Origin of the sequence: Synechococcus sp. CC9311 (assembly GCF_000014585.1) — a bacterium.
In the GTDB taxonomy this organism is placed as follows: domain Bacteria; phylum Cyanobacteriota; class Cyanobacteriia; order PCC-6307; family Cyanobiaceae; genus Synechococcus_C.
Genome location: NC_008319.1, coordinates 1 through 24,212 on the forward strand (window position 1 = coordinate 1; position 24,212 = coordinate 24,212).

General features: G+C 54.7%; 18 protein-coding genes. 13 read left to right on the forward strand and 5 right to left on the reverse strand.

Features of this window, described 5'->3' with window-relative positions; translation table 11 throughout:
* Nucleotides 1-173 precede the first annotated feature (173 nt).
* Genes dnaN through purF form a run of 4 tightly spaced genes read left to right on the forward strand, consistent with a single transcriptional unit; the run spans nt 174 to nt 6,023 of the window.
* Entirely contained in the window at nt 174-1,331 is a 1,158-nt protein-coding gene (gene dnaN / locus SYNC_RS00015; RefSeq protein ID WP_011617992.1) for a DNA polymerase III subunit beta, read from the forward strand.
* Nucleotides 1,332-1,347: 16 nt separating this feature from the next.
* Nucleotides 1,348-2,148, forward strand: a complete 801-nt coding sequence (locus SYNC_RS00020) for a hypothetical protein (protein ID WP_011617993.1) — start codon at nt 1,348-1,350, stop codon at nt 2,146-2,148.
* A gap of 36 nt (nt 2,149-2,184) precedes the next feature.
* Complete coding sequence (gene purL, locus SYNC_RS00025) at nt 2,185-4,518, forward strand: phosphoribosylformylglycinamidine synthase subunit PurL (protein WP_011617994.1); 2,334 nt, start codon at nt 2,185-2,187, stop codon at nt 4,516-4,518.
* Nucleotides 4,518-6,023 (forward strand): amidophosphoribosyltransferase, encoded by a 1,506-nt coding sequence (gene purF, locus SYNC_RS00030; protein WP_011617995.1) that lies wholly within the window; start codon nt 4,518-4,520, stop codon nt 6,021-6,023. The genes purL and purF overlap by 1 nt, the downstream gene beginning before the upstream one ends.
* Here purF and SYNC_RS00035 read toward each other — a convergent pair whose 3' ends face one another.
* From SYNC_RS00035 to queG, 3 genes are all read right to left on the reverse strand, one after another.
* Nucleotides 6,024-8,486 (reverse strand): DNA topoisomerase (ATP-hydrolyzing) subunit A, encoded by a 2,463-nt coding sequence (locus SYNC_RS00035; protein WP_011617996.1) that lies wholly within the window; start codon nt 8,484-8,486, stop codon nt 6,024-6,026.
* A gap of 69 nt (nt 8,487-8,555) precedes the next feature.
* The gene (locus SYNC_RS00040; RefSeq protein WP_369791614.1) at nt 8,556-9,395 is read right to left on the reverse strand and encodes a tetratricopeptide repeat protein; all 840 of its coding nucleotides are present in this window, start codon (nt 9,393-9,395) and stop codon (nt 8,556-8,558) included.
* Nucleotides 9,396-9,454: 59 nt separating this feature from the next.
* Entirely contained in the window at nt 9,455-10,429 is a 975-nt protein-coding gene (gene queG, locus SYNC_RS00045) for a tRNA epoxyqueuosine(34) reductase QueG (protein WP_011617998.1), read from the reverse strand.
* A gap of 44 nt (nt 10,430-10,473) precedes the next feature.
* Between queG and SYNC_RS00050 the strand changes: the two genes are divergently transcribed.
* The 7 genes from SYNC_RS00050 to SYNC_RS00080 all read left to right on the forward strand — a co-directional run bounded on the left by SYNC_RS00050 (nt 10,474) and on the right by SYNC_RS00080 (nt 17,854).
* A complete protein-coding gene (locus SYNC_RS00050; protein WP_011617999.1) occupies nt 10,474-11,136 on the forward strand; it encodes an HpsJ family protein in 663 nt (220 codons plus the stop codon).
* A 55-nt stretch (nt 11,137-11,191) separates the two neighbouring features.
* Entirely contained in the window at nt 11,192-11,941 is a 750-nt protein-coding gene (locus SYNC_RS00055; protein ID WP_011618000.1) for a DUF502 domain-containing protein, read from the forward strand.
* A 21-nt stretch (nt 11,942-11,962) separates the two neighbouring features.
* A complete protein-coding gene (gene nusB, locus SYNC_RS00060) occupies nt 11,963-12,595 on the forward strand; it encodes a transcription antitermination factor NusB (protein WP_011618001.1) in 633 nt (210 codons plus the stop codon).
* A 4-nt stretch (nt 12,596-12,599) separates the two neighbouring features.
* Complete coding sequence (ftsY, locus tag SYNC_RS00065; RefSeq protein ID WP_011618002.1) at nt 12,600-14,255, forward strand: signal recognition particle-docking protein FtsY; 1,656 nt, start codon at nt 12,600-12,602, stop codon at nt 14,253-14,255.
* Between the two features lie 67 nt (nt 14,256-14,322).
* Nucleotides 14,323-15,732: a PP2C family protein-serine/threonine phosphatase gene (locus SYNC_RS00070; RefSeq protein ID WP_011618003.1), complete on the forward strand. Its 1,410-nt coding sequence runs from the start codon at nt 14,323-14,325 to the stop codon at nt 15,730-15,732.
* 31 nt (nt 15,733-15,763) lie between these two features.
* A complete protein-coding gene (argH, locus tag SYNC_RS00075; protein ID WP_011618004.1) occupies nt 15,764-17,182 on the forward strand; it encodes an argininosuccinate lyase in 1,419 nt (472 codons plus the stop codon).
* A 126-nt stretch (nt 17,183-17,308) separates the two neighbouring features.
* Nucleotides 17,309-17,854 carry an RNA-binding protein gene (locus tag SYNC_RS00080; protein WP_011618005.1) on the forward strand — a complete coding sequence of 182 codons (546 nt, stop codon included), beginning with the start codon at nt 17,309-17,311 and terminating at the stop codon, nt 17,852-17,854.
* A gap of 18 nt (nt 17,855-17,872) precedes the next feature.
* Here the strand turns inward: SYNC_RS00080 and dusA are convergent, their stop codons facing one another.
* Complete coding sequence (gene dusA, locus SYNC_RS00085; protein ID WP_011618006.1) at nt 17,873-18,877, reverse strand: tRNA dihydrouridine(20/20a) synthase DusA; 1,005 nt, start codon at nt 18,875-18,877, stop codon at nt 17,873-17,875.
* A 66-nt stretch (nt 18,878-18,943) separates the two neighbouring features.
* On the opposite strand from dusA, the gene msrB reads away from it, so the two are divergent.
* Nucleotides 18,944-19,456, forward strand: a complete 513-nt coding sequence (gene msrB, locus SYNC_RS00090) for a peptide-methionine (R)-S-oxide reductase MsrB (protein WP_011618007.1) — start codon at nt 18,944-18,946, stop codon at nt 19,454-19,456.
* Nucleotides 19,457-19,490: 34 nt separating this feature from the next.
* Nucleotides 19,491-20,696 carry an NAD(P)/FAD-dependent oxidoreductase gene (locus SYNC_RS00095; protein ID WP_237699319.1) on the forward strand — a complete coding sequence of 402 codons (1,206 nt, stop codon included), beginning with the start codon at nt 19,491-19,493 and terminating at the stop codon, nt 20,694-20,696.
* Nucleotides 20,697-20,743: 47 nt separating this feature from the next.
* Here SYNC_RS00095 and SYNC_RS00100 read toward each other — a convergent pair whose 3' ends face one another.
* Nucleotides 20,744-24,058 carry a hypothetical protein gene (locus SYNC_RS00100; protein WP_041426202.1) on the reverse strand — a complete coding sequence of 1,105 codons (3,315 nt, stop codon included), beginning with the start codon at nt 24,056-24,058 and terminating at the stop codon, nt 20,744-20,746.
* Nucleotides 24,059-24,212: the final 154 nt, after the last annotated feature.

Genomic DNA, 24,212 nt, shown 5'->3' on the forward strand with positions numbered 1-24,212 from the left:
ACATCGTTTCCCCTGTTTCCACAAGACCTACTACGGCTGTTTTCGTAGTTCTTTTAAGAGAATAAAAACAGCCCTAAAGCCGGGGAACACGAAAAAAACGTGAAACCATTGCGCTTCTCCCTTGCCTGTGAAATTGTGAGGAGAGATTTGTTCACGCCGTTGACTCGGACCTCATGAAATTGGTCTGTTCCCAGGCAGAACTCAACGCAGCTCTGCAGTTGGTCAGTCGGGCTGTCGCCTCACGTCCAACCCATCCGGTGTTGGCCAATGTGTTGCTTACCGCTGATGCAGGCACTGATCGTCTCAGCCTCACAGGATTTGATCTGAATTTGGGCATTCAGACGTCACTAGCTGCTTCTGTCGACACCAGTGGTGCGGTGACTCTGCCCGCTCGCTTGCTTGGTGAAATCGTCTCCAAGTTGTCCAGTGATTCGCCGGTGTCGTTGTCCAGTGATGCGGGCGCTGACCAGGTCGAGCTCACCAGCTCCAGCGGTAGCTATCAGATGCGTGGAATGCCTGCTGACGATTTCCCCGAGCTCCCGCTCGTGGAGAACGGCACAGCTCTACGGGTGGATCCCGCATCACTGCTGAAAGCCTTGCGTGCAACCTTGTTCGCAAGCAGTGGTGATGAAGCCAAACAGCTCCTCACAGGCGTGCATCTGCGCTTCAATCAGAAACGTTTGGAGGCCGCATCCACCGACGGGCATCGGCTTGCCATGTTGACGGTTGAGGATGCCTTGCAGGCCGAGATCAGTGCTGAAGAGTCTGAGCCTGATGAATTGGCCGTCACGCTGCCAGCACGCTCCCTGCGTGAGGTGGAGCGATTAATGGCGAGCTGGAAAGGAGGCGATCCGGTCAGCCTGTTTTGTGAGCGAGGTCAGGTTGTCGTGCTCGCGGCCGATCAGATGGTGACCAGCCGCACCCTGGAAGGCACCTATCCCAATTACCGCCAGCTGATTCCTGATGGTTTTAGCCGCACGATTGATCTCGATCGACGGGCTTTTATTTCTGCTTTGGAACGGATCGCTGTCTTGGCTGACCAACACAACAATGTGGTCCGGATCGCGACTGAGCCAGCCACGGGGTTGGTTCAGATCAGTGCTGATGCCCAAGATGTGGGTAGTGGTTCTGAGTCTTTACCTGCCGAGATCAACGGCGATGCTGTACAAATTGCCTTCAATGCGCGGTACGTGCTGGATGGCCTCAAGGCCATGGATTGTGATCGCGTCAGGTTGTCATGCAATGCCCCAACGACGCCGGCGATCTTGACCCCTGCCAATGATGATCCTGGCCTCACCTACCTGGTAATGCCTGTTCAGATCCGTACCTGAAACCGTTAACGACGCCTTGACTGTTCCGGACCAGCTCCTTTTGAGCGATCTGTTGCACCACCGGGTGCGCTGTGATCTAGGCCTTGATCATGGACCAGGGGTCATGGCTTGGATGCACCCGCCTGTGCATCGTCTGCTCGGCTGGGTGAGTCGTCCGTCTGCATTGCGTACAAGCCGGGATGTTTGGCGTCTTGATCAATGTCGTGGATTCGACGATCAGCAGGTCTTTGTCAAGGGGGCTCCCGCAGAAGCTGATCAGATCACCTTGGATCGGTTGCCAACCCTGCTGGATGCCGATCTTCTAAATGCCGATGGAGAGAGGGTCGGCATCATCGCTGATTTGGCTTTCCTGCCAGCGAGCGGGCAGATCAGTCATTACCTCGTGGCACGCAGTGACCCTCGCCTGCCTGGAACCAGTCGTTGGCGCTTGTTGCCAGATCGAATCGTTGACCAACAGCCAGGCTTGGTGTCTTCGGCCATCCATGAACTCGATGATTTGCCTCTGGCTCGGGCCAGTGTTCGTCAGGATTTTCTTCAGCGCTCCAGGCACTGGCGGGAACAGCTGCAGCAGTTTGGAGATCGCGCTGGCGAGCGCCTGGAGGGTTGGTTAGAGGAACCGCCTTGGGACGAGCCCCCCGCGGTTTCTGACGTTGCCTCTTCCTATTCGTCAACAGCAGCGCCCACGGTGGACCCACTCGATGACTGGGATGATGGTGATTGGACCGATGCCCCTCGGGTTGAGCGTGGCCGTTCAGTACGAAATGATCCGACGGATCGAAATGATTGGCCTGATCACGAGGAAGATCCTTGGGTCTGATCGTCGGCAAGACTGGGTACAGATGACTCATCGGTTGTGACCCAGTCCTCCCATGCGGTTGCGGCATTTGATCTTGGGGCGGCTTTGCGCCAAGAGGGGCTCACCGAAACGGATTACAGCGAAATTCAGCGTCGGCTTGGACGGGATCCCAACCGCGCTGAGTTGGGCATGTTTGGTGTGATGTGGTCAGAGCATTGCTGTTATCGCAATTCCAGACCCCTCTTGAGTGGTTTTCCAACGGAAGGCCCACGCATTCTTGTCGGCCCTGGAGAGAACGCCGGTGTGGTGGATCTGGGAGAAGGTCACCATTTGGCGTTCAAAGTTGAAAGCCACAACCACCCTTCAGCTGTTGAGCCTTTTCAGGGTGCTGCTACGGGGGTTGGTGGCATCCTTCGTGACATTTTCACGATGGGCGCCAGGCCGATTGCATTGCTGAATGCCTTGCGTTTTGGACCGCTGGACGAACCAGCGACCCGTGGATTGGTGGAAGGGGTTGTGGCTGGCATTGCCCACTACGGCAATTGCGTTGGCGTGCCCACCGTGGGTGGAGAGGTTGCATTCGATCCGTCGTATCGAGGCAACCCCTTGGTGAACGCCATGGCCCTGGGCCTGATGGAAACGGATGAAATCGTCCGCTCGGGAGCCGCAGGGGTTGGTAATCCGGTGGTGTACGTGGGGAGCACCACGGGCAGAGACGGCATGGGAGGTGCCAGTTTTGCGAGCGCTGAGCTCAGTGCGGATTCACTGGATGATCGCCCTGCTGTGCAGGTCGGAGATCCCTTTCTCGAGAAGGGCTTGATTGAGGCTTGTCTGGAAGCCTTTCAAAGCGGTGATGTTGTCGCCGCTCAGGATATGGGTGCTGCAGGTCTTACCTGTAGTTGTTCGGAGATGGCTGCTAAGGGAGATGTCGGTGTCGAGTTGGACCTCGATCGGGTGCCAGCAAGAGAAAAAGGGATGACCGCCTACGAATTCCTACTTTCGGAATCGCAAGAGCGCATGTTGTTTGTGGTGCGTGCTGGTCGGGAGGAGCAGCTGATGCAGCGTTTCCGGCGTTGGGGGCTTCAGGCAGCGGTTGTGGGTCGCGTCCTGGAAGAGAAGGTGGTGAGGGTGCTGCAACACGGTGCTGTGGCGGCAGAAGTTCCGGCCAGGGCTTTGGCAGAAGACACACCGATCAACAAGCACGAGCTGCTTTCCGAGCCCCCAGATGACATCCAGACGCACTGGACCTGGCGTGAATCTGATCTTCCTAGTCCTGCCATCGATCGCGATTGGAATGCAGATCTGCTGCGTTTGCTTGATGACCCCACGATTGCCAGCAAGCGCTGGATTTATCGCCAATACGACCAACAGGTGTTGGCCAATACGGTGATTCGAGCCGGTGGTGCTGATGCTGCTGTTGTTCGTCTCCGTCCTCAACAGGGTGATGCATCGCTGCAAATGTCTCAGCGTGGCGTTGCGGCCACGCTGGATTGTCCAAATCGCTGGGTGGCGCTTGACCCAGAGCGGGGAGCGATCGCAGCGGTGGCTGAGGCTGCCCGCAATCTCAGCTGTGTTGGAGCCCAGCCGATCGCTGTGACCGACAACCTCAATTTCCCATCCCCGGAAACATCAAAGGGGTATTGGCAGTTGGCGATGGCATGCCGTGGCCTATCCCATGCCTGTCGCTCCATGGGCACCCCTGTTACCGGTGGCAACGTCTCTCTCTACAACGAAACGAGGGCAGATGATGGCAGTCTTCAGCCCATTCACCCCACGCCTGTTGTGGGCATGGTGGGACTGGTGGAAGATCTCGACCGCTCCGGAGGTTTGGCTTGGCGTCAACCTGGCGATTTTGTGGTGCTACTTGGTGTCTCCACCGATGAGGAGGGGAATGAAAGTGTTGGCTTGGCGGGCAGTAGCTACCAAGGAGCTGTTCATGGGTTGCTCACTGGCCGTCCACCGAGCGTGGATCTGGAATTAGAGGGTCAAGTTCAAGCTTTGGTTCGGCAGGCGTTTGCCCAGGGTGTGTTGGCCTCAGCTCATGACAGCAGTGATGGTGGTTTAGCTGTAGCGCTCGCGGAAAGTACCCTGGCCTCTGGCCTCGGAGTTGATCTCAACCTGCCCCATAGGTCTGCTCGGCTGGATCGTGTTTTGTTTGCTGAAGGTGGTGCGCGCATTGTCGTTTCGGTTCGCGCAGAGCAGCGCAGTGCTTGGCATTCTTTGGTGGCCTCGCAAGAGCATCGAAGTGTTCCAGTAACAGAGATTGGAACCGTTGCCGACCATGGTTGTTTTCGGTTGGCGGTGGAGAAACATCCAGTAATTGATCTGGCCGTTGAGACCCTGCGAGAGCAATACGAACAAGCAGTTCCCCGTCGCCTCGGAGCGGTTTGATGCAGAATCTTGAGACCCATCCGAAGTCGAGGCGGCCGGTGCATCAGCTCGAGATAGAGCGTCCCGATCGCATGGAAGAAGCCTGCGGTGTTTTCGCTGTTCAGGCCCTGGAACAGCCGGTAGCGAACCTGGTGTACTTCGGTCTTTATGCCCTGCAGCATCGGGGTCAGGAATCCGCTGGCATTGCTGTTTTCAACGAAGGAAAGGTCAGGCTCCACAAGGACATGGGCTTGGTGAGCCAGGTGTTTGATCAGGATGTGCTCGAGCGCATGCCCGGTGGTTTAGCCGTGGGCCATAACCGTTATTCCACCACCGGGAGTAGCAAGGTTTGCAACGCCCAGCCCGTGGTCCTGATGACCCGTCTCGGACCCTTTGCGCTGGCGCATAACGGCAATCTTGTGAATGCAGCAGAGCTGCGAGCTCAGGTGGATGACGGTGAGGTGGAGTTCACGTCCACGACCGATTCGGAGTTGATCGCATATGCGGTTCAGCAGGCTGTGGATGGGGGCTTGGATTGGACTGAGGGGATCAAAGTGGCCGCATCCCAGTGCCAGGGGGCTTTCAGTTTGGTGATTGGAACCTCAGATGCCCTGTACGGCTTGCGTGATGGTTATGGGATTCGCCCGCTGGTGTACGGCTACCTCGGGGAGCAAGATCTTGGGCACTGGGTTCTTAGTAGTGAAACCTGTGGGCTCGACATCATTGGTTCTCCGTTCGTTGCTGATGTTGAACCTGGCGAATTAGTGGTGTTTCGTTGCGGTGATCCCACACCAGAACGTCATCGCTGGATTGAACCCACCACACGCATGTGCGTGTTTGAAATGATCTATTTCGCTCGCCCTGATAGTCGTTTCTTTGGTGAATCGCTGTACAGCTATCGACAGCGCATCGGCCAGATCCTGGCCCGTGAATCCGCTGTTGATGCGGACCTTGTGATTGGTGTTCCTGATTCCGGAATTCCAGCTGCGATCGGTTATTCCCAGAGCAGTGGCGTTCCCTATGCCGATGGACTGATCAAAAATCGCTACGTCGGCCGAACCTTCATCCAGCCAACCCAGGCCATGCGTGAGGCTGGGATTCGCGTGAAGCTCAATCCACTTCCAGATGTTTTAAGTGGCAAAAGGGTTCTGGTGATTGATGACTCGATCGTTCGTGGAACCACCAGTAAAAAATTGGTTCAGGCTCTCCGTGATGCAGGTGCCATTGAGGTGCACATGCGCATCAGTTCACCACCCGTAACGCATCCCTGCTTCTACGGCATCGATACCGATACACAGGATCAATTGATCGCTGCTCGACTCACGTTGCAAGAGATTGAGGAGCATCTCAAGGTGGATTCGCTGGCTTATCTCAGCAAGGAAGGGATGGTGGAAGCTGCGCATGCTCAGTCTGAACATTTCTGTACAGCTTGCTTCGATGGGAACTATCCGGTTCCGATGGACGCCTCGATCAAGGCGAGCAAATTGATGCTTGAACCATCAGGGGTGGCGGCAACGAATCTCTGATCAGCTGATCAAGGGCACCAATCGCAGGATTGATTCGTTGTCTTTGAGCGTGAGCTGATCTTGCTCGTTCACTTTCAGTCGTCCGTGACGACCGCTTGATGTCACTACACCGATCAGGGAATCGGCGAGACAAGCTGCTGCAATCCTCTCGCTCCCACTGGTGGATTCGGAATCGAACTCCCAGCCGATTTCCCCGAGATCACCTCGTTTGCAGGACCGGATGCAGGTAAGTTCCAACCATTGCAGACGGCCTGTTTGGCTTGCCAACAGGATGGTTGTAGGGCGTTCAGCGTGGCCGGCGATTGCGGTGACCAATTGTTCACCAGGGAGCAAACGCATGGTGATTGGTCCTTGGGCCAACTTGCCCATCACAGGGAGATTGGTTTCCTCTGCTTGTAAACGCAAAACTCTGCCGATATCGCTGATGACGGCCACATCAGCTCCGTCTTGACAGATCAAGGCTGCTTTCAGGCTCACACCTTCTTTTAGTTTTAAAACGGTGGCGGCTCGTCCTGACAATTCTTGGATGTCTTTGAGCGGAAGCCGTTTGAAGCGTCCATCGCTGGTCAACAGTCCAAGGGATTTCGTCTCATTGGCGACAAGATCCTCCGGATTGGGCAAAGGCAGAAGGGACACCACCTCATCGCCTTCTAGGGCTGTGGGTAGGAATCGCTCCAGGGTTCCTTGTTGCTGTCCTGCAAACTCCCAGCGCACAAGCGCTACACGACCGCTCACTGTTACAGCCAAAAGACGCGGTGGCGGCTGGATGGGCAGGCTGATCAGGGCTGGAGAAGGTTCATCTCCCATGGGTATTGGATCATTGAGATGCAGGCGTCCAAGCAGCTGAGGACTGACGATTTTCACCTGTCCATCGTCTTGAATGAGCAGTCTTGAATCGCTAGGTAGGGCATCCAGGGCCTGGCGCCTTTGTAGTTCGGCATTGGGCCTTTGACTGGCGGCCCGCTCGGCAAGTAGGTGGTCACCACCTTCTACCAGCCGCGTGCGTCTTGGCGTTGCAAAGCGTTTTTTGAGTTGGCGCAGTTCCTGGATCAGGGCATCAAGCAATTGGTCCCGGTTTTCAAGAAGCAGGGTGAGTCGCTGTCTTTCCTTCCGAAGATCGTCAGCTTCCTTACGCAGGCTTTCCTGTTCCAAACCTGTGAGCCTGCGCAGTGGCATGGCCAGCACAGCATCAGCCTGCCGTTCGCTTAAATCGAAATGCACCATCAAGCTGGCCCTTGCCTTGGCCGCATCTCTTGCTTCCTGGATCATGGCAATCACTTGTTGCAGTGATGCCAGGGCGGTGGTTAGCCCCTCCACCACTTCAAGCCGATCTTCCGTCTTGCGCAGCGCATGGTTGGTACGCCTGATGATCGTGAGCTCTCTGTAATCCAGGAAGGTTTGGAGGAGTTGCCGCAGCGTGAGTTGCTGGGGTCTGCCATCCACCAGGGCCAGCAGGATTGCGCCGAAGTTGCTTTGGAGTGAAGTGCGCCGTTGCAAGTCAGTCAGCACTGTTTCTGGATCGGCATCACGGCGGAGTTCCACCACCACGCGCATCCCTTCGCGGTCGCTTTCATCACGGATATCGGCAATGCCACCAATTTTTCCGTCGTTGACATGTTCAGCCAGTTTTTCGATCCAGCCGGCCTTACTGAGTTGGTAAGGGAGCTCGGTCACGATTACAGCGTTCCGCCGATGCTTTCCTTTGCCGGGATGCACTTCCTCGATATGGGCAACGCCACGCATGGGAATGCTGCCTCGGCCTCTTAAATACGTTTCGCGGACGCCGCTCCCAAGAAGAACTTCTCCACCCGTAGGGAAATCGGGCCCAGGGATCAGTTTTAGGACTTCGTTTTCACTTAGATCGGGGTTTTGAACAAGAGCAATCAGACCATCCACCACCTCGCCGAGGTTGTGGGGAGGGATGCTGGTGGCCATGCCAACAGCGATGCCCGAGCAGCCATTCAGAAGTAAAAACGGAAGCTGGGCCGGAAGAACGGTGGGCTCCTGTTGGGATCCATCGAAGTTGGAGGCAAAATCAACGGTGTCATCGCCGATTTCATCGAGTAATCCCTCGTGGGAGATCCGCGCTAGCCGTGTTTCGGTGTACCGCATGGCGGCTGGTGGATCGTCATCCACCGAGCCAAAGTTGCCGTGACCATCCAGTAACGGGTGACGGCTGGAAAAGGTTTGGACCAACCGCACTAGGGCGTCATAAACCGCTTGATCACCATGCGGGTGGTACTTACCAAGCACGTCCCCGACTACACGGGCACATTTTCGATAAGGACGATCTGGGGTGAGCCCCAGTTCGTGCATCGCAAATAAAATTCTGCGTTGGACGGGTTTCAGTCCATCACGCACATCTGGGAGCGCTCTGCCCACGATCACGCTCATTGCGTATTCGAGATATGAGCGCTGCATCTCGTGATGCAGGGCGATCGATTGAACGCGCTCCTCAGCCATCCTGCAGGGAAATAAGAGGGCAGACGTAAGTCAGCCTACAGATCATCTCCTGCTTGACCAGGGTTTTGGTTAATTAGCGCTTTTTGGATCTGCATTCGCCTCGGCACGTTCGACGGCGTTTTGAAGGCTGGGATTGTTGAACAGTTCAGCTGTAGCTCTGCGTAATTTCAGGCCCCATAGTTGTTTTTTTTGATGGCCAGGCAAAACGTAATTCGGAGATTCGGCAAGGGCTTTTTGAGCGAGCTCCAATGATTCCTGATCTCCAGGATTCACTTTGTTCAACGCCGCAGCTAGGGCCAACATCGGCTCTGGGTTGGCATTGATCGTTAAAACGGAACGCCAGCGACGAATGGCTTCTTTGGTGTTTCCCATTTCAAATAACACCAGGCTTTGATTGTTTAATGCTTCCCAGAAACTGGGCTTAATCGCTGTTGCACGCTCAAAAGCCTTGAGGGCTTGCTTCTTGTTGGATTGCATCACCCTGGCGTTGCCAAGGTCGAAATAGGCCGTCGCGTTTTTGGGATCAAGTTTGAGACCTCGATCCAAGAGGGGGATGGCGTCGTCCGGACGGTTGTCTCGCAGCGCTAGGGATGCTTCTGCGAACCAAAGTCCTGCGTTGGTTGGGTTGAGTGATTTCGCACGGGCCAGGGATCCCGCTGCGTCGTCGAGTTGTTCGCTCCGTAGTTGCGCTTCAGCCAACACGGACCAGAGCCTTTCATCGTTGGGTTGTAGACGCACAGCCAGAGCTGCTAAGCGGGCGGCTTCTTTGGGTTGTCCAAGCCTTAGCAATTGCGCTGCAGTGCGACCGATGCCGATTCCAGCCCCTTCTAATTCTTGTGTGCTGGGCGTGAAGACATAGGGGATAAGGGCTTTGGCGGGTTCAGCGCTGCACAGACCGATCGCGCTCATCAGGGCCGCTGACACCCAAGCTTTTTTGAATGATTGGCTTGACCGCCTGTGGGATCCCATCACCGAATCTCAGATGTAGACACAGTAGGTGGATCTACTGACTTTGCTGAGGCGGCATTGCGTCGCCACATCCAAGGTTTGATGCGTCTGAGTGCTGATCCGCGCAACTTCTGATCCCAGGTTGACGGATCCCATTGCTCAACCTGCGTAGCGCTTAGATCCAAAATCCAGGGACGGGGCTGGACCTCTGGATCTTGACTCGATGGGAGCTCAGTCTGATTGAACGGACAGACGTCCTGGCAAATATCACAGCCTGCGACCCATGGACCCATCCCAGCCTTAATCAAATCTGGAAGCTGCTGATCTCGGTTCTCAATTGTGTGATAGGCGATGCATCGTCGTGAATCAACGACAAATGGCTCCCTTATGGCGTCGGTTGGACAGGCGTCCATGCATGCTCTGCACCGGCCGCAGCGAGGTTGGGCAGGCTGATCCGCTACTAAATCTTCTGTGCTGAGCAAGTGGCCAATCACCATCCAAGACCCGCGTTGCGGATGAATCACGTTGCTGTGTTTTCCAATCCAGCCCAGCCCAGCCTCTTCTGCCCAGGCCTTATCCAGTAGGGGTTCGGCATCCACGCAAACCCGCCAGCGTGATGCGGGCCTTTGTGTTTCAAGCCAGCGGCCAACGCGGCGCAGCCTTTGGTTGACGACGCGGTGGTAGTCACGGCCCCATGCATAGCGAGCGATCGCAAGGCTGTTCGGTTGGCGTGATTCGGAGACGTAGTAATTCAGCCCAACGGCAAGCAAGCTTCGAGCTCCATCAAGAAGTGTTCTCGCATCGAGCCTTCGCGGAGCAGCCATCCAGCCCATCTCTGCTTGAAAACCAGCGTCAAGCCAGCGCTGTAAGGATGCCGTTCGCATTTGCAGCCGTGAACTTCCCGGTAGACAGGCGATCCCCACAGGATCGAATCCTTCCTGGCGGGCACGCTCTTTGAGAGCTGCAGTGAGTTGGGTTTGCCCAGAGGACGACATCACGGAAATGGGCCGTAAAATCAATCAACTTTCAGCATCGTGACGTGTCCGCATCCCCTTCGGGTTCTCAAGCCTTACGACTTTCATTTGTTCTGAGGTGGTTGGGCATCACCCTGGTTGTGCTGCTGGCATTGCAGATGGCTGTGCTTTTGAGTGCAGCCGATTGGGCCGACGGAGTCTTTAAGCAACTGTTAATTGAGCGCTTGGTCAATCAAGCCCCTATGGGGCTGATCGGGCTTTTGCTCATGCTTTTGGGCTCGCGCCTTGACCAACCGGAGACAGCAAGACCTCCAATTCGTTGGTTGGTTTGCGTGATTTCTGCGCTGTTGGCGATTTTGATGATCGTTGTTGTTCCTGTTTCGATCTCAGGCAATCAGAACCTTTCAGGTGAATCGGATCAAACGCTTGAGCAGCAAAAGGGTCAGTTGGAGATGGCTCGTCAGCAATCGGCTAACCCTGAAAACGTGAAAATGCTGGGTAACCAGCTCACTCAGGCAGGACAGTTGCCTGCTGATGCCAGTGAGGAAGACCAGGTCAAAGCTGCTCAGGCTTTCATCGATAAGCAGCTGGCGCAGATGGAACAGCAGATCAAGCAGGGGGAACGTCAGCGCAACCTTGCTGTGAATCAGCGTCGCTTCGGAGGGACCTTGAGTGCGGTGATTCTTGCCGTTGCTTTCGTGCTCTTGGCTCTGGCGGCCGTGATCTAATCGATCTGCTGGTTAGGTTGGTGAGATCACGTCAGCCTTAGGCCACAGGCGTTCCTTGGTGCAGTCCAATACAAGACCTGACCTGCCGCTTAGCGCCAGGCTTCAGCAAGATCTGAAAAACGATTTAATCGCAGGGTTGTTAGTGGTCATTCCGCTAGCAACCACGATTTGGTTAGCAACCACGGTCAGTCGTTTTGTGCTGGCTTTTCTCACTTCGATTCCCAAGCAGTTCAATCCGTTCATCACCCTCAATCCTCTTCTCCAGGATTTGATCAACCTGGCGCTGGGATTAACGGTACCGCTCTTTGCGATTTTGCTCATCGGCCTGATGGCGAGGAATATCGTCGGTCGCTGGTTGCTTGAGTTCGGCGAAGAAACCCTCCAACGCATTCCTCTTGCTGGCTCGGTTTACAAAACCCTGAAACAGCTTCTTGCCACGTTTTTGAGAGATAACTCTCAGCGTTTTCGGCGTGTGGTCTTAGTGGAGTATCCCCGTGAGGGTCTCTACAGCGTGGGCTTTGTGACAGGTGAGGTGGGTCCGTCCCTACAAGCTGAGCTCACTGAGCCCCTTCTTAGTGTGTTTATCCCCACAGCACCAAACCCCACAACGGGCTGGTACACCTTGGTTCCCGAAAAATCTGTCAAAGATCTGGACATTTCAGTGGAAGATGCATTCCGAACGATCATTTCCGCTGGCATTGTGAATCCTGATGAGCGTGAAGCTCCTGTGAATCGAAGTTTTTCCAGCCTGATCTCTCAGCTGAGGGGTTCTGTGTCACCGTCGTCGTCCACCACTGGAGCCTGAACTCGACTCGGCCGTATGTCCATGCAGTCTCGATCCCTGTCCCGTGAACTAGCGCTGCTGGTGCTCGGTCAATGCCCTGAACGGGTGGATGATCCCCCCGATTTTTCCCTGGACACCTTGCTCCAAAAAGCCCTCGACAGCTTGATGCAGCATTGGACAGAAGTCCTGGACTGTTGTGCTGGTGATCTGGAAAAAGCTCAGCAACACCTGCTTGAGAGTGAACTTAAGGATGGCCCTTCCTCCGATCAAGCCTCAGTTCGTGAGTCATTGCAGTCGTCCCTCACTGGGGCCGAACAAGTTTTGAATGGTCTTTCGGCCAGTCTTGAGTTGCCTCGTTTATTGGCCCTATCCAATCAAGATCAGGTGCGTCGCGAGGCCATGCAACGCGTGACGTTTGTGCTGAAAAAACGCAAAGCCATTGATCAGATGCTCGATGGTGTGATGGAGGGCTGGCGCCTCACCCGGTTACCGCGCATCGATCGCGATATTTTGCGCTTGGCCGTGATTGATCTTTCGGAACTCAAGACACCTGCGGCTGTGGCTTGCAACGAAGCTGTTGAATTAGCTCATCGCTTTAGTGATGAGCAAGGACGAAAGATGATCAACGGTGTGCTGCGTCGTCTGCAGAACGCCCCCTCACTGGTGTTGTCCTGAAATCATGGTCTACGACTGGTTTAATCGCGGATCCGTTCCTCCTGAAACCCCAGCTGACCCACTAGTTGATCCAGAGGTCCAATCCGATCAGTCTTCTGCGCCGCAACCATCTGCGACTGAACCTTCTGGAACCCAACCAGCAGACGTGCAAGCGTCGGAACCCCAATCGACTGAGTCGGAAGACGATTCTCTTGAGTGGGCACGCCAGGCTTATGCACGTTTAAAAGCCCAGAAAGCTCAGGCTGCTGAGGCGGCCAAGACGGTTCAGGATGATTCCACATCTGTACAGAACGTGGTTGTGCCTCCAGTCATGGAGCCTCCAGCGGTCGTGCCAGAAACCGTTGTCCCTTCTGTTGTTTCTCCCTCAGAAGAACCTCCTGCACTCGAAGCTCCCTCAGTCGAGCCTGCACAACCGGCCCCTGTTGTGGAGCCTGCTGTTGTTCCCGCTCCCACTCCCGCAGCATCTGCTTCTCCTGCCACAACTCCTACACCTCCCGCTCCGGCGCTGTCTTTTCTTGAACAGGCAGCTGCCCAGCGGGATCAGCGTCAGCAGGAGCTAGAGCAACCTGCTGAGCCAAATCCTGTTCCCGTTGTTCCAGCCGATGCTCAAGACGCTCCGAACATTGATGAGGACGAACCCAGCCTCGGAGACTTCGACGATGCATTCACCTGGTCGGCTGAAGTTTTAGCGGCCCAAGGGCGGAGCGCCGAGCAGGTCACCCTCGAGGAGATCGATTGGTTAGGGCGACTTCGACAAGGCCTGGAGAAAACCCGCCAAGGGTTCGTGACCGGTCTGCTGGAGAACCTGGGCGACGATCCGTTGACGCCAGAGGTGCTCGACGATCTCGAATCGCTTTTGTTGAGAGCTGATGCGGGCGTTCAGGCCACGGATCAGGTGCTGGATGCCTTGAGGCAGCGGATGAACGAACAGGTTGTCGATCCGAGTGAAGGCATTCGTTTCCTGAAGGAACAGCTTCGTGACCTTCTCGATGAGCCGATTAAGTCCAGTGCTGTTGAGGTCCTCGCTCCTCAAAGGGATCGCTTGAATGTTTGGCTTTTGGTTGGTGTGAATGGCGTCGGTAAAACCACAACCCTCGGCAAGCTCGCCAATCTTGCCGTCCGCAGTGGTTATTCCGCTTTGATTGCAGCGGCTGACACCTTCCGTGCTGCTGCTGTTCAGCAAGTGCAGGTTTGGGGAGATCGCAGTGATGTGCCAGTTGTGGCCAATCCCTCAGCGAATGCGGATCCTGCAGCAGTGGTGTTTGATGCCATCGGCGCCGCCCGTTCGAAAGGCACTGATTTGGTTCTGGTAGATACGGCTGGTCGCCTACAGACCAAGCACAACTTGATGGAAGAGCTTGAAAAGATCCGCCGTGTGGTGGATCGTCTTGCTCCCGAAGCCCATGTGGAATCGCTGTTGGTGCTTGATGCCAGTCAGGGTCAGAACGGCTTGAAGCAGGCAATGGCGTTTGCCCGCGCAGCTGGGCTTACAGGTGTGGTGATCACCAAGCTTGATGGCACAGCCAGAGGTGGTGTGGCACTGGCTGTTGCCTCAGAAGCAAAGTTGCCGATTCGCTTTATTGGAGCTGGTGAGGGAATTCGAGACCTTCGTCCCTTCAATAGTTTTGAGTTTGTGGAGGCCCTCTTGGCATCGCGTTGATGCATTTCGCATTGCGGCCTGATCAAGCTGAACTTGCTACGTTGCGCCTTCTGCTGGGTGCTAGGCCGTGAGCAGCACACCTTCATGGAGACATCCGGCCTCTCCTCAACGTGGAATCAATCAATCGTTGACGGCTACAGCCTCGCTCCGACAGTTGTTGGAGAGCATGTCGCGGGAGCAGCGTTCCAATCAGGAGCTGCTGGTGTCGCTTGGGTTTGCTTTGCGCAGTTTCAGCAACCTCAACCGCTTTTTGGAGTTGGTGCCAGTGGTGGCTGCCCGGCTTGTGGGGGTGCAGGGTTCACTGCTTGTTCCGTTTCAGGCTGATGGACGCCTTTGGCGTGACCAGCTTCACATGCTTCCTGGTTCACGCACGGAGGGCATGTTGCGAGCGCTTGCTGCTCATGAACCTGGGAACATCATCGGGTTTGGATCCGACGAAAGCCTTGTGCGTGCCATGGATCGCTTGGTCCAGCGGCAGCTTGGAAGTGCTGGCTTGTTTGCAACGTCGTTGATCGCTCGTGGTCGTCCGAGGGGACGCCTCTATGTGTTCAATCCCTCGAGTCCTCTTGCTTGGAGTGACGTCTATCGCCGACATGTGCAGTTGGTGGCAGACCTCACTGGGGTTGCGATCGAAAATGATTTGATGCTTCAGGAGGCCCGTCGCCACGAACGGGTTGATCGTCAGCTCAGCATTGGAGCGGATATTCAGGCCCAGTTGTTGCCTGATCACTGCCCTGTGATCGAAGGCGTGGATCTTGCGGCGCGTTGCCGGCCGGCCTTTCAAGTTGGCGGTGATTACTACGACTTCATTCCAACGCGGCCAGAACTGATTGGGCGCCGTCGGGAGCGCGGCCGTTGGGCCTTCGTGATGGGGGATGTGATGGGTAAGGGGGTGCCAGCAGGATTGTTGATGACCATGCTGCGCGGCATGCTGCGAGCAGAGGTTTTGAGTGGTTTGCCGCCCGATCGCATTCTTTATGACCTCAACCAATTAGCGCTGGAGGATCTGTCTCAGTCCCATCGGTTCGTAACGCTGTTTTATTCAGATTTCGATCCACGCACTAGGCGTCTTCGCTATGCCAACGCCGCCCACAACCCGCCGTTGATATGGCGTGCCCAATCACGGAAATTGATGCGCCTGGACGCCCCCGGGCTGTTGATTGGTCTTCAGCCTGAGGCGGAATATGGCTGCGAATCACTTGTGCTTGAGCCAGGTGACGTTCTTCTTTATTACACGGATGGAGTGACTGAAGCCCCTGGTATCACAGGTGATCGCTTTGATGAAGCGCGATTGATGCGCTCGCTTGAGCAAGCCTGTCGATCAGGAACTGGTTCCCAAGGGATTCTTGACCAGTTGTTCAGTCGCCTCGATCGTTTTGTGGGACCCACCCGTCAGTTGGATGACGATGCCTCGATGGTGGTGCTCAAGGTCAAAGAGGAGATCATGCTGCCGTCTGTACCCAGGTCTTTGGCCTGACAAGCTGAGGACAAGCGCAGAGGAGAGTGACATGGCAGGGGGTGTGACCGGTGGAGGCTCCGCAACCTGGAGTGACCGGTTTGAGCAGGGATTGCATCCGGCGATTGAACGTTTTAATGCTTCGATTGGCTTTGATATCACTCTTCTTCAAGAGGATCTGGATGGGTCGATCGCCCACGCCCGCATGCTCGCTGATTGCGGTGTGATCCAGGTCGAGGAGGCAGATCAACTTGTGGGTGGTCTTGAACAAGTCCGCCAGGAAGCGGCGTCAGGACTCTTTCAGCCAGGGCTCGCCGATGAAGATGTGCACTTCGCTGTTGAGCGACGCCTGATTGCCCTGCTTGGCCCGGTTGGCAAGAAATTGCACACCGGACGGAGTCGTAACGACCAGGTGGGAACTGATTTGCGGCTTTGGCTGAGGCGGCGTTTGGATGAGCTTGAACAGCATTTGCTTGGTTTTCAGCGCGCCTTGCTTGACCAAGCCAACCTCCACAGCAACACCCTGATTCCTGGCTACACGCATCTGCAGCGTGCCCAGCCTCTCTGCCTCGCACACCATCTTCTTGCCTATGTGGAGATGGTGGAAAGGGATCGGCAGCGGATGGCGGACTTGCGCAAACGCTTGAATCTGTCTCCTCTGGGTGCTGCAGCTTTGGCAGGCACTCCGGTACCGATTGATCGCAGGAGCACTGCATCGGCCCTTGGCTTTGATGGCATCTATGCCAACAGCCTGGACGCTGTGAGTGATCGCGATTTCACCGTGGAATTTTCGGCCGCGGCCTCATTGGTGATGGTGCATCTCAGTCGTCTTGCTGAGGAGGTGATTTTTTGGGCGTCCGAGGAATGTGGCTTTGTACGGCTCACCGATCGCTGTGCAACGGGCAGCAGCCTGATGCCGCAGAAAAAGAATCCCGATGTACCTGAATTGGTGCGTGGCAAATGCGGGCGCGTGTTTGGCCATTTGCAAGGCCTTCTCACGATGATTAAGGGCCTACCACTGGCCTACAACAAAGATTTTCAGGAAGACAAAGAGGCGCTCTTTGATGTGGTGGCCACCACATCGCAATGCCTTGAAGCGATGACGATTTTGCTGCAGGAAGGCCTGAGCTTCAGAACCGAACGCCTCGAGGCGGCTGTTGCTGCGGACTATTCCAATGCCACTGATGTGGCCGACTATCTCGTGGCTAAGCAGGTTCCTTTCCGTGAGGCCTATCAATTGGTGGGTGCCGTCGTGAAACATTGCCTTCAAGAAGGCGTGCTTCTTCGCGAACTGACTCTGGAGCGTTGGCAGCAGTTTCATCCTGCGATCGAGGCTGATTTGTTTGAGGCGTTAACACCTCGCAATGTGGTGGCAGCTCGAACCAGTGAAGGGGGAACAGGTTTCGATCGCGTCAATGAACAGCTGGCGATTTGGAACCAACGATTTGGGCTTGCCGATCAGGTTTTTTGATTGGTGATCATTCGGCTCAGATCGGACTACGCTGAAGGAGCCAGAGGTTCAACGATCTTCTTCAGGTCCATGAATTGTTGGCCCTTTGATTCCATCGGCCCCTCTTAACTTCGGTCCATCAGATAAGTGAGCATTTTCGTCGGCAATCTTCCGTTCCGCGCTGAGCAGGAAGACATCATTGAATTGTTTTCCACCTATGGAGAGGTCACGAATTGTGCCCTCCCTCTAGAGCGCGACACCGGTCGTAAACGTGGCTTTGCGTTTGTCGAAATGAGCGACGAAGCAGCCGAAGCATCTGCCATTGAGGCGCTTCAAGGTGCTGAGCTGATGGGTCGTCCCCTGCGCATCAACAAAGCTGAGCCCCGTGGCAGTGCCCCTCGTCGCGATTTCGGCGGTGGTGGCGGCGGCAACTACGGCGGTGGTGGCGGTGGCAACTACGGCGGTGGTGGCGGTGGCAACTACGGCGGTGGTGGCGGTGGCAACTACGGCGGTGGTGGCGGTGGCAACTACGGCGGTGGTGGTGAGCGCCGCTCTGGTGCGAGTGGCTGGGAAGATCGCAGCTATGGAAGTGGAGCTCCTCCAGCTGGCGGCAGTGCCTACGACGATGGCCGTACCCGTCGCCGCCGTGGTGGAGCCGACGACAACAGTGGCTATGGCGGTGCCGAAGGCTGATCGCCTTCTCGGTGCTGCTCAGAGCCCGGCATCAAGCAGTTGCTGGGCTGCTTCCTCAATGATTTCAATCCCAGCACCAGCTCTTTGAGCTTTGGTGCTCAGATTGTTGCGCCAATACCTTGCTCCAGGCACCGCTTCTACAACCTGGACGAGATGGCGGCATAGATCCCAAAGTCGTCCTCCTCGCTGAAGATGACGTTCGGCGTGGGGGATCAGCCCAAGCACGACATCGGAGGCCAGCACTTGGCGCGGCGCCGCGCCATAGATCAGGCTGTCGATTTCACGCCAGCGCAGTGGGTGGGCATAGGCGGCCCGTCCAACCATCGCCCCATCGCAGTGTTTTAGGGCGTTGAGGCAATCCTCAGGGGTATCAAGGCCACCATTTAATTCAATGGTGAGAGCCGGCCTGGATTCTTTTAAGGCGATCACTCGATCGTGCTGAAGAGCAGGAATCGTGCGGTTTTGTTTGGGATCTAATCCTTCCAGCCATGCTTTACGGGCATGCACTGAAAAACGTAGGGCTCCAGCTTCAGCCACTTGGTCAACAAACTGTCTGAGCAGGTCATCACTGTCGAGATCATCGATCCCTACGCGATGTTTCACCGTGACGGGAAGGGATGATGCCGCCACCATGGCCTCCACACAACGCGCCACGGTTTGCGGTTCTGCCATTAAACAAGCCCCAAAATTCCCGGCTTGCACCCTTGGACTCGGGCAGCCCACATTGAGGTTGATCTCGTCGTACCCCCAATCAGCTGCCATCCGCGTGGCGTCCGCTAGTAACGCAGGATCGTCGCCCCCCACCTGTAGCGCTATTGGATGTTCCTCTGCGTCGAAGTCCAGCAGCCGTTCACGGCGCTTGCTGTGGTGTAGAGCTTGCGCCACCACCATTTCGCTGTACAGCAGGCTTTGTTTGCTGATTTGGCGCATCAGCATGCGGAAATGCCGATCCGTGCAATCCAGCATGGGCGCCACACTGAAGCGCCAGGCGGGTTCCCGGTCGGGGTTGAGTGGGGAATCCATTCCTCCATGCTGCCTCGCTCCCTGCCCTTGTCGCTTTAGAACTGGAAGCGTTTAAAGACACTGCAGATGACGACTTCGATGCAGCCTTGGTTGTTGAGCCGACGTTCGATGCTTTTGGCCTCGATTGCCGGGATGGTGGGAGTCTTAAGAGCCCCGGATCAAGTGTTGGCTGCTTCTAAGGCCGGTGAGGCAACTTGGGATCTCAGCGATGGGGAATGGAAAAAACGTCTGTCGCCTGAGGCCTACCAGGTGTTGCGTCAGGAAGGCACAGAACGACCATTCACCAGTCCGTTTAACAACGAAAAACGAGAGGGCACCTACCTCTGTGCCGGTTGCGACCTGCCGTTGTTTGCTTCCACCGCCAAGTTTGATAGCGGTACCGGTTGGCCCAGTTTTTGGCAGCCTCTTCCTGGCGGTGTGGAGACAAAAGTAGATTTCAAATTAATTCTTCCTCGCACTGAATATCACTGCAGACGCTGCGGTGGGCATCAGGGCCATGTTTTTAATGACGGTCCCCGACCGACGGGTAAGCGCTACTGCAACAACGGAGTCGCCTTGCGTTTCCAACCCACGGCATGACCTGATCGTGATCGGTGGTGGGCCTGCCGGTTTTATGGCAGCGATCACCGCCGCCGAACGAGGGGTTCGTGATGTTCTGATCTTGGAGGCGACCCCAGAAGTGCTCACAAAAGTGCGCATCAGCGGTGGCGGTCGCTGCAACGTCACCCATGCTTGCTGGGATCCCATGGAGTTGGTGGGTCATTACCCCCGGGGAAGCAAACCATTGCGGGGTCCCTTCAGTCAGTTTGCGTGCGGGGATTCCATTGCTTGGTTCGATGAGCACGGACTCACGCTTGTGGAAGAGTCCGATGGACGCATGTTTCCCCAGCAGAATCGCTCTGAGGCGGTTGTGGAGTGCCTGAGGCGGGCTGCTTTAGCAGCAGGGGTAAAGATTCAGTGCGGCTCAGCTGTGCGTGAACTCAGCTGCTCCGCCGGTGGAGACTTTCAACTCTGCGATCAACGCTCTGCCCTTCATCACACCAAGCGCGTGTTGCTGGCCACTGGCGGCCATCCCAGTGGACGACGTCTTGCTCAGGATTTAGGTCACAGGATTGTGCCGCCGGTGCCGTCGCTGTTCAGCTTGAAATTGCAGGCTCCTGCTTTGACCGCGTGCAGCGGCATTGCGCTGGATGACGTGAGCTTGGATTTAAAGGTTGGTGATCAGCGCTTTCGTGAGAAGGGCCGGGTGCTGATTACCCATCGGGGTGTGAGCGGGCCTGCGATCTTGCGGCTCACCGCATTTGCAGCGCGGGCCCTCCATGCCAGTCGTTACAAGGGTGAGTTGCGAGTGGATTGGAGTGGTGGATTGGGGCGTGAGCGTGTTCAGCAGAGGTTGCAACAGGCGCGGCGTGAGCAGGCGCGACGCACGCTGGTGGCTGCCAAGCCGTTTGAGAATTTGCCCAGACGTCTTTGGCTTGCCTTCTTGACGCAGGCGGGAGTGGCTGGAGAACGCCGCTGGGCAGATCTTCCCGTAAAGGCGGAACGCAATTTGGTGGAGACCCTCTGCGCTCAACGTTTATCGGTCCAGGGTCGCGGCCCGTTCGGGGAAGAATTTGTGACCGCTGGTGGCGTTGATCTGGGCGAGGTGAATTTGGCAACGATGGAAAGTCGTCGTTGCACTGGGTTGTATTTAGCGGGTGAATTACTGGATGTGGATGGGGTAACCGGAGGCTTTAATTTCCAGGCCTGTTGGAGCGGCGGCTGGCTTGCGGGTAAAGCGATTGCTGCAGCATTGGCTCCTGTTGATGGGCCTACTTAACAAGCCCTGCTCAAGCAGAGCTTTTGGCTGGATGATTGCTGGCTAGCTCAGACTGATATCGAGGTTGTTGTGGAATCAGTTGAGTTAAGGATGGAGAAGAACTCGCCCCAAGCATCGGAGAGCTGTTCAGCGGAGCGCCAGCCGGTACCGGATAAAAATGAGGCGGTTTTATCGGTCGTCCAAACCTTGTATTGATCTTCTCGTGTGGTGCCGTCAGCGCCTTCAAGGAGAAGATAAAAGTTCCCAGAGTTATCTTCTGCATTGACGGCTTGTGTGACATCCCAGTTAGGGATGCCTGTTGCTGAGAAGTTGCGTGTGCTGCCGTTGGCACGTTGTTTGCTGATGGTGAGTGGGTCACCGTCGTTAAAGAGGGTGTAAACGGAAGTGTTGTCTACAAGACCATTCTGGTCTTCATCAGCGGTAGGGATGCCAATGAGCTCGTCGCCATCGAAATCGATGTTGAAGCGTTCTTCCCATCCAGCTTGAACGAGCTGTTCAGCGGAGCGCCAACCGGTGCTGGATGCAATCGAGCCGCTGATATCAGTCGTCCAAACCTTGAATTGATCTTCTCGTGTGCTGCCGTCAGCGCCTTCAAGGAGAACATAAAAGTTCCCAGAGTTATCTTCGGTATTCACGGCTTGTGTGGCATCCCAGTTGGGGATACCTGTTGCTGAGAAAGTGCGTGTGCTGCCGTCGGAGCGTTCTTTAGTGATGGTGAGTGGGTCACCGTCGTTAAAGAGGGTGTAGACGGGGGTGTTGTCTACAAGACCGTTGTTATCTGCATCCACTGCGCCGTTGTCACTGTCGCTTCGTTTTATCTCAAAGGAAGTTTGCTGAATGTTGGAATCGGAGAGAAATTGTTCCCAATCAGAATTGTCTACAGGAAGCTCAGAGTTATCTCTAAAGACAAACTGGTTACCAGCTTTGTCTGATCCTTCTATTTGTCTGAGGACATATTCTCCGTTGGCTGCAAAGGGATCAATGAATTCGCTTGTTCCTATCGATCCTTCTAACAGGTTGCCTTCAAGTGAGTCAGATGGTAGAAGAGAAAATGTAATTTCTTGATTGCTATCAACAGACTCAAAACTTAGAAATAGGAAGTCGATGCCTGAAGCGTCATCCGTGAAGCTCACATCTGCTGTGAGGAAAGCTCCTCCTGGTTGAGAGGGGTCAATCGTGGTAGCGCTGAGGTTTAGTCCTGTGATGGTCGGTGCTGTGATGTCTGATTGGGAGTTATTAATTTCAAATGAAGTTTGCTGAATGTTGGAATCGGAGAGAAATTGTTCCCAATCAGAATTGTCTCCAGGAAGCTCAGAGTTATCTCTAAAGACAAACTGGTTACCAGCTTTGTCTGATCCTTCTATTTGTCTGAGGACATATTCTCCGTTGGCTGCAAAGGGATCAATGAATTCGCTTGTTCCTATCGATCCTTCTAACAGGTTGCCTTCAAGTGAGTCAGATGGTAGAAGAGAAAATGTAATTTCTTGATTGCTATCAACAGACTCAAAACTTAGAAATAGGAAGTCGATGCCTGAAGCGTCATCCGTGAAGCTCACATCTGCTGTGAGGAAAGCTCCTCCTGGTTGAGAGGGGTCAATCGTGGTAGCGCTGAGGTTTAGTCCTGTGATGGTCGGTGCTGTGATGTCTGATTGGGAGTTATTAATTTCAAATGAAGTTTGCTGAATGTTGGAATCGGAGAGAAATTGTTCCCAATCAGAATTGTCTACAGGAAGCTCAGAGTTATCTCTAAAGACAAACTGGTTACCAGCTTTGTCTGATCCTTCTATTTGTCTGAGGACATATTCTCCGTTGGCTGCAAAGGGATCAATGAATTCGCTTGTTCCTATCGATCCTTCTAACAGGTTGCCTTCAAGTGAGTCAGATGGTAGAAGAGAAAATGTAATTTCTTGATTGCTATCAACAGACTCAAAACTTAGAAATAGGAAGTCGATGCCTGAAGCGTCATCCGTGAAGCTCACATCTGCTGTGAGGAAGGCTCCTCCTGGCTGAGAGGGATCAATCGTAGTAGCGCTTAGGTTTAGTCCTGTGATGGTCGGTGCTGAGCTATCTTCTCCGGTTTGAGGTTCTGCGCTGCTGTTTGCAACAGTGAATGAACGGGCCGCTTCCGCGATATTGAGTGCATCAAGTTGAGTATCCCAGTTATCTTCAAAGCGTGAGTAGAATTCACCATTACCGGCTTGGTCATCGACCTGAATTGAACTAATAATGTAATCACCACTGGCCGCGAAGCGATCGAGTTGGCTGCTACTTGTGATGGTGCCATTCCGAGCATTACCAGTCAGCGCATCTCCACCAAATTCAGATAGCTTGAAGCTAAGTTGGATTTCCTGGCCGCTGTTTACTTCTGTGTAAGTGATAAAGATATTACTAAGACCAGACAGGTCGTCAGAGAATGTTATGGCTCCAGAGAGAAAAGCTCCACCAGGTGCTGAGGGGTCAAGTGTTGTGGTGTCGAGAGTGACGTCGATTAGTTGAGGTGCCTGGGTGTCTGCGCTGCTGTTTGCAACAGTGAATGAACGGGCCGCTTCCGCGATATTGAGTGCATCAAGTTGAGTATCCCAGTTATCTTCAAAGCGTGAGTAGAATTCACCATTACCGGCTTGGTCATCGACCTGAATTGAACTAATAATGTAATCACCACTGGCCGCGAAGCGATCGAGTTGGCTGCTACTTGTGATGGTGCCATTCCGAGCATTACCAGTCAGCGCATCTCCACCAAATTCAGATAGCTTGAAGCTAAGTTGGATTTCCTGGCCGCTGTTTACTTCTGTGTAAGTGATAAAGATATTACTAAGACCAGACAGGTCGTCAGAGAATGTTATGGCTCCAGAGAGAAAAGCTCCACCAGGTGCTGAGGGGTCAAGTGTTGTGGTGTCGAGAGTGACGTCGATTAGTTGAGGTGCCTGGGTGTCTGCGCTGCTGTTTGCAACAGTGAATGAACGGGCCGCTTCCGCGATATTGAGTGCATCAAGTTGAGTATCCCAGTTATCTTCAAAGCGTGAGTAGAATTCACCATTACCGGCTTGGTCATCGACCTGAATTGAACTAATAATGTAATCACCACTGGCCGCGAAGCGATCGAGTTGTCTGCTACTTGTGATTGTGCCATTCAGAGCATTACCAGTCAGCGCATTTCCACCAAATTCAGATAGATTGAAGCTAAGTTGGATTTCCTGGCCGCTGTTTACTTCTGTGTAAGTGATATAGATATTACTAAGACCAGACAGGTCGTCAGAGAATGTTATGGCTCCAGAGAGGAAAGCACCGCCAGGTGTTGAAGGATCAAGAGTTGTGGTGTCGAGCGTGACGCCGAGAAGTTGAGGCGCCTGTGTATCGCTCATGAAGAAACTCTTAAGACTCATGAGACTATCATGAGTTTCTCATTCCATCTGAGAATTGTCTGAGAGGCTTTCGAGGTCAGTTTTGGGAAATGGTGTAAAACCTATTTTTGTGTTTTTGCTTGTTGATGCTGGTCACTGTTTAAGCATCATTGTG

Excerpts from the sequence above, each read along its gene's own strand:
- queG (WP_011617998.1), bottom strand. The coding sequence starts at position 10,429 with ATGTCGTCCTCTGGGCAAACCCAACTCACTGCAGCTCTCAAAGAGCGT.
- argH (WP_011618004.1), top strand. The coding sequence starts at position 15,764 with ATGGCAGGGGGTGTGACCGGTGGAGGCTCCGCAACCTGGAGTGACCGG.
- SYNC_RS00035 (WP_011617996.1), bottom strand. The coding sequence starts at position 8,486 with ATGGCTGAGGAGCGCGTTCAATCGATCGCCCTGCATCACGAGATGCAG.
- SYNC_RS00095 (WP_237699319.1), top strand. The coding sequence starts at position 19,491 with ATGGCAGCGATCACCGCCGCCGAACGAGGGGTTCGTGATGTTCTGATC.
- dnaN (WP_011617992.1), top strand. The coding sequence starts at position 174 with ATGAAATTGGTCTGTTCCCAGGCAGAACTCAACGCAGCTCTGCAGTTG.
- msrB (WP_011618007.1), top strand. The coding sequence starts at position 18,944 with ATGACGACTTCGATGCAGCCTTGGTTGTTGAGCCGACGTTCGATGCTT.
- purF (WP_011617995.1), top strand. The coding sequence starts at position 4,518 with ATGCAGAATCTTGAGACCCATCCGAAGTCGAGGCGGCCGGTGCATCAG.
- SYNC_RS00040 (WP_369791614.1), bottom strand. The coding sequence starts at position 9,395 with ATGAGCGCGATCGGTCTGTGCAGCGCTGAACCCGCCAAAGCCCTTATC.
- SYNC_RS00100 (WP_041426202.1), bottom strand. The coding sequence starts at position 24,058 with ATGAGCGATACACAGGCGCCTCAACTTCTCGGCGTCACGCTCGACACC.
- dusA (WP_011618006.1), bottom strand. The coding sequence starts at position 18,877 with ATGGATTCCCCACTCAACCCCGACCGGGAACCCGCCTGGCGCTTCAGT.
- ftsY (WP_011618002.1), top strand. The coding sequence starts at position 12,600 with ATGGTCTACGACTGGTTTAATCGCGGATCCGTTCCTCCTGAAACCCCA.
- nusB (WP_011618001.1), top strand. The coding sequence starts at position 11,963 with ATGCAGTCTCGATCCCTGTCCCGTGAACTAGCGCTGCTGGTGCTCGGT.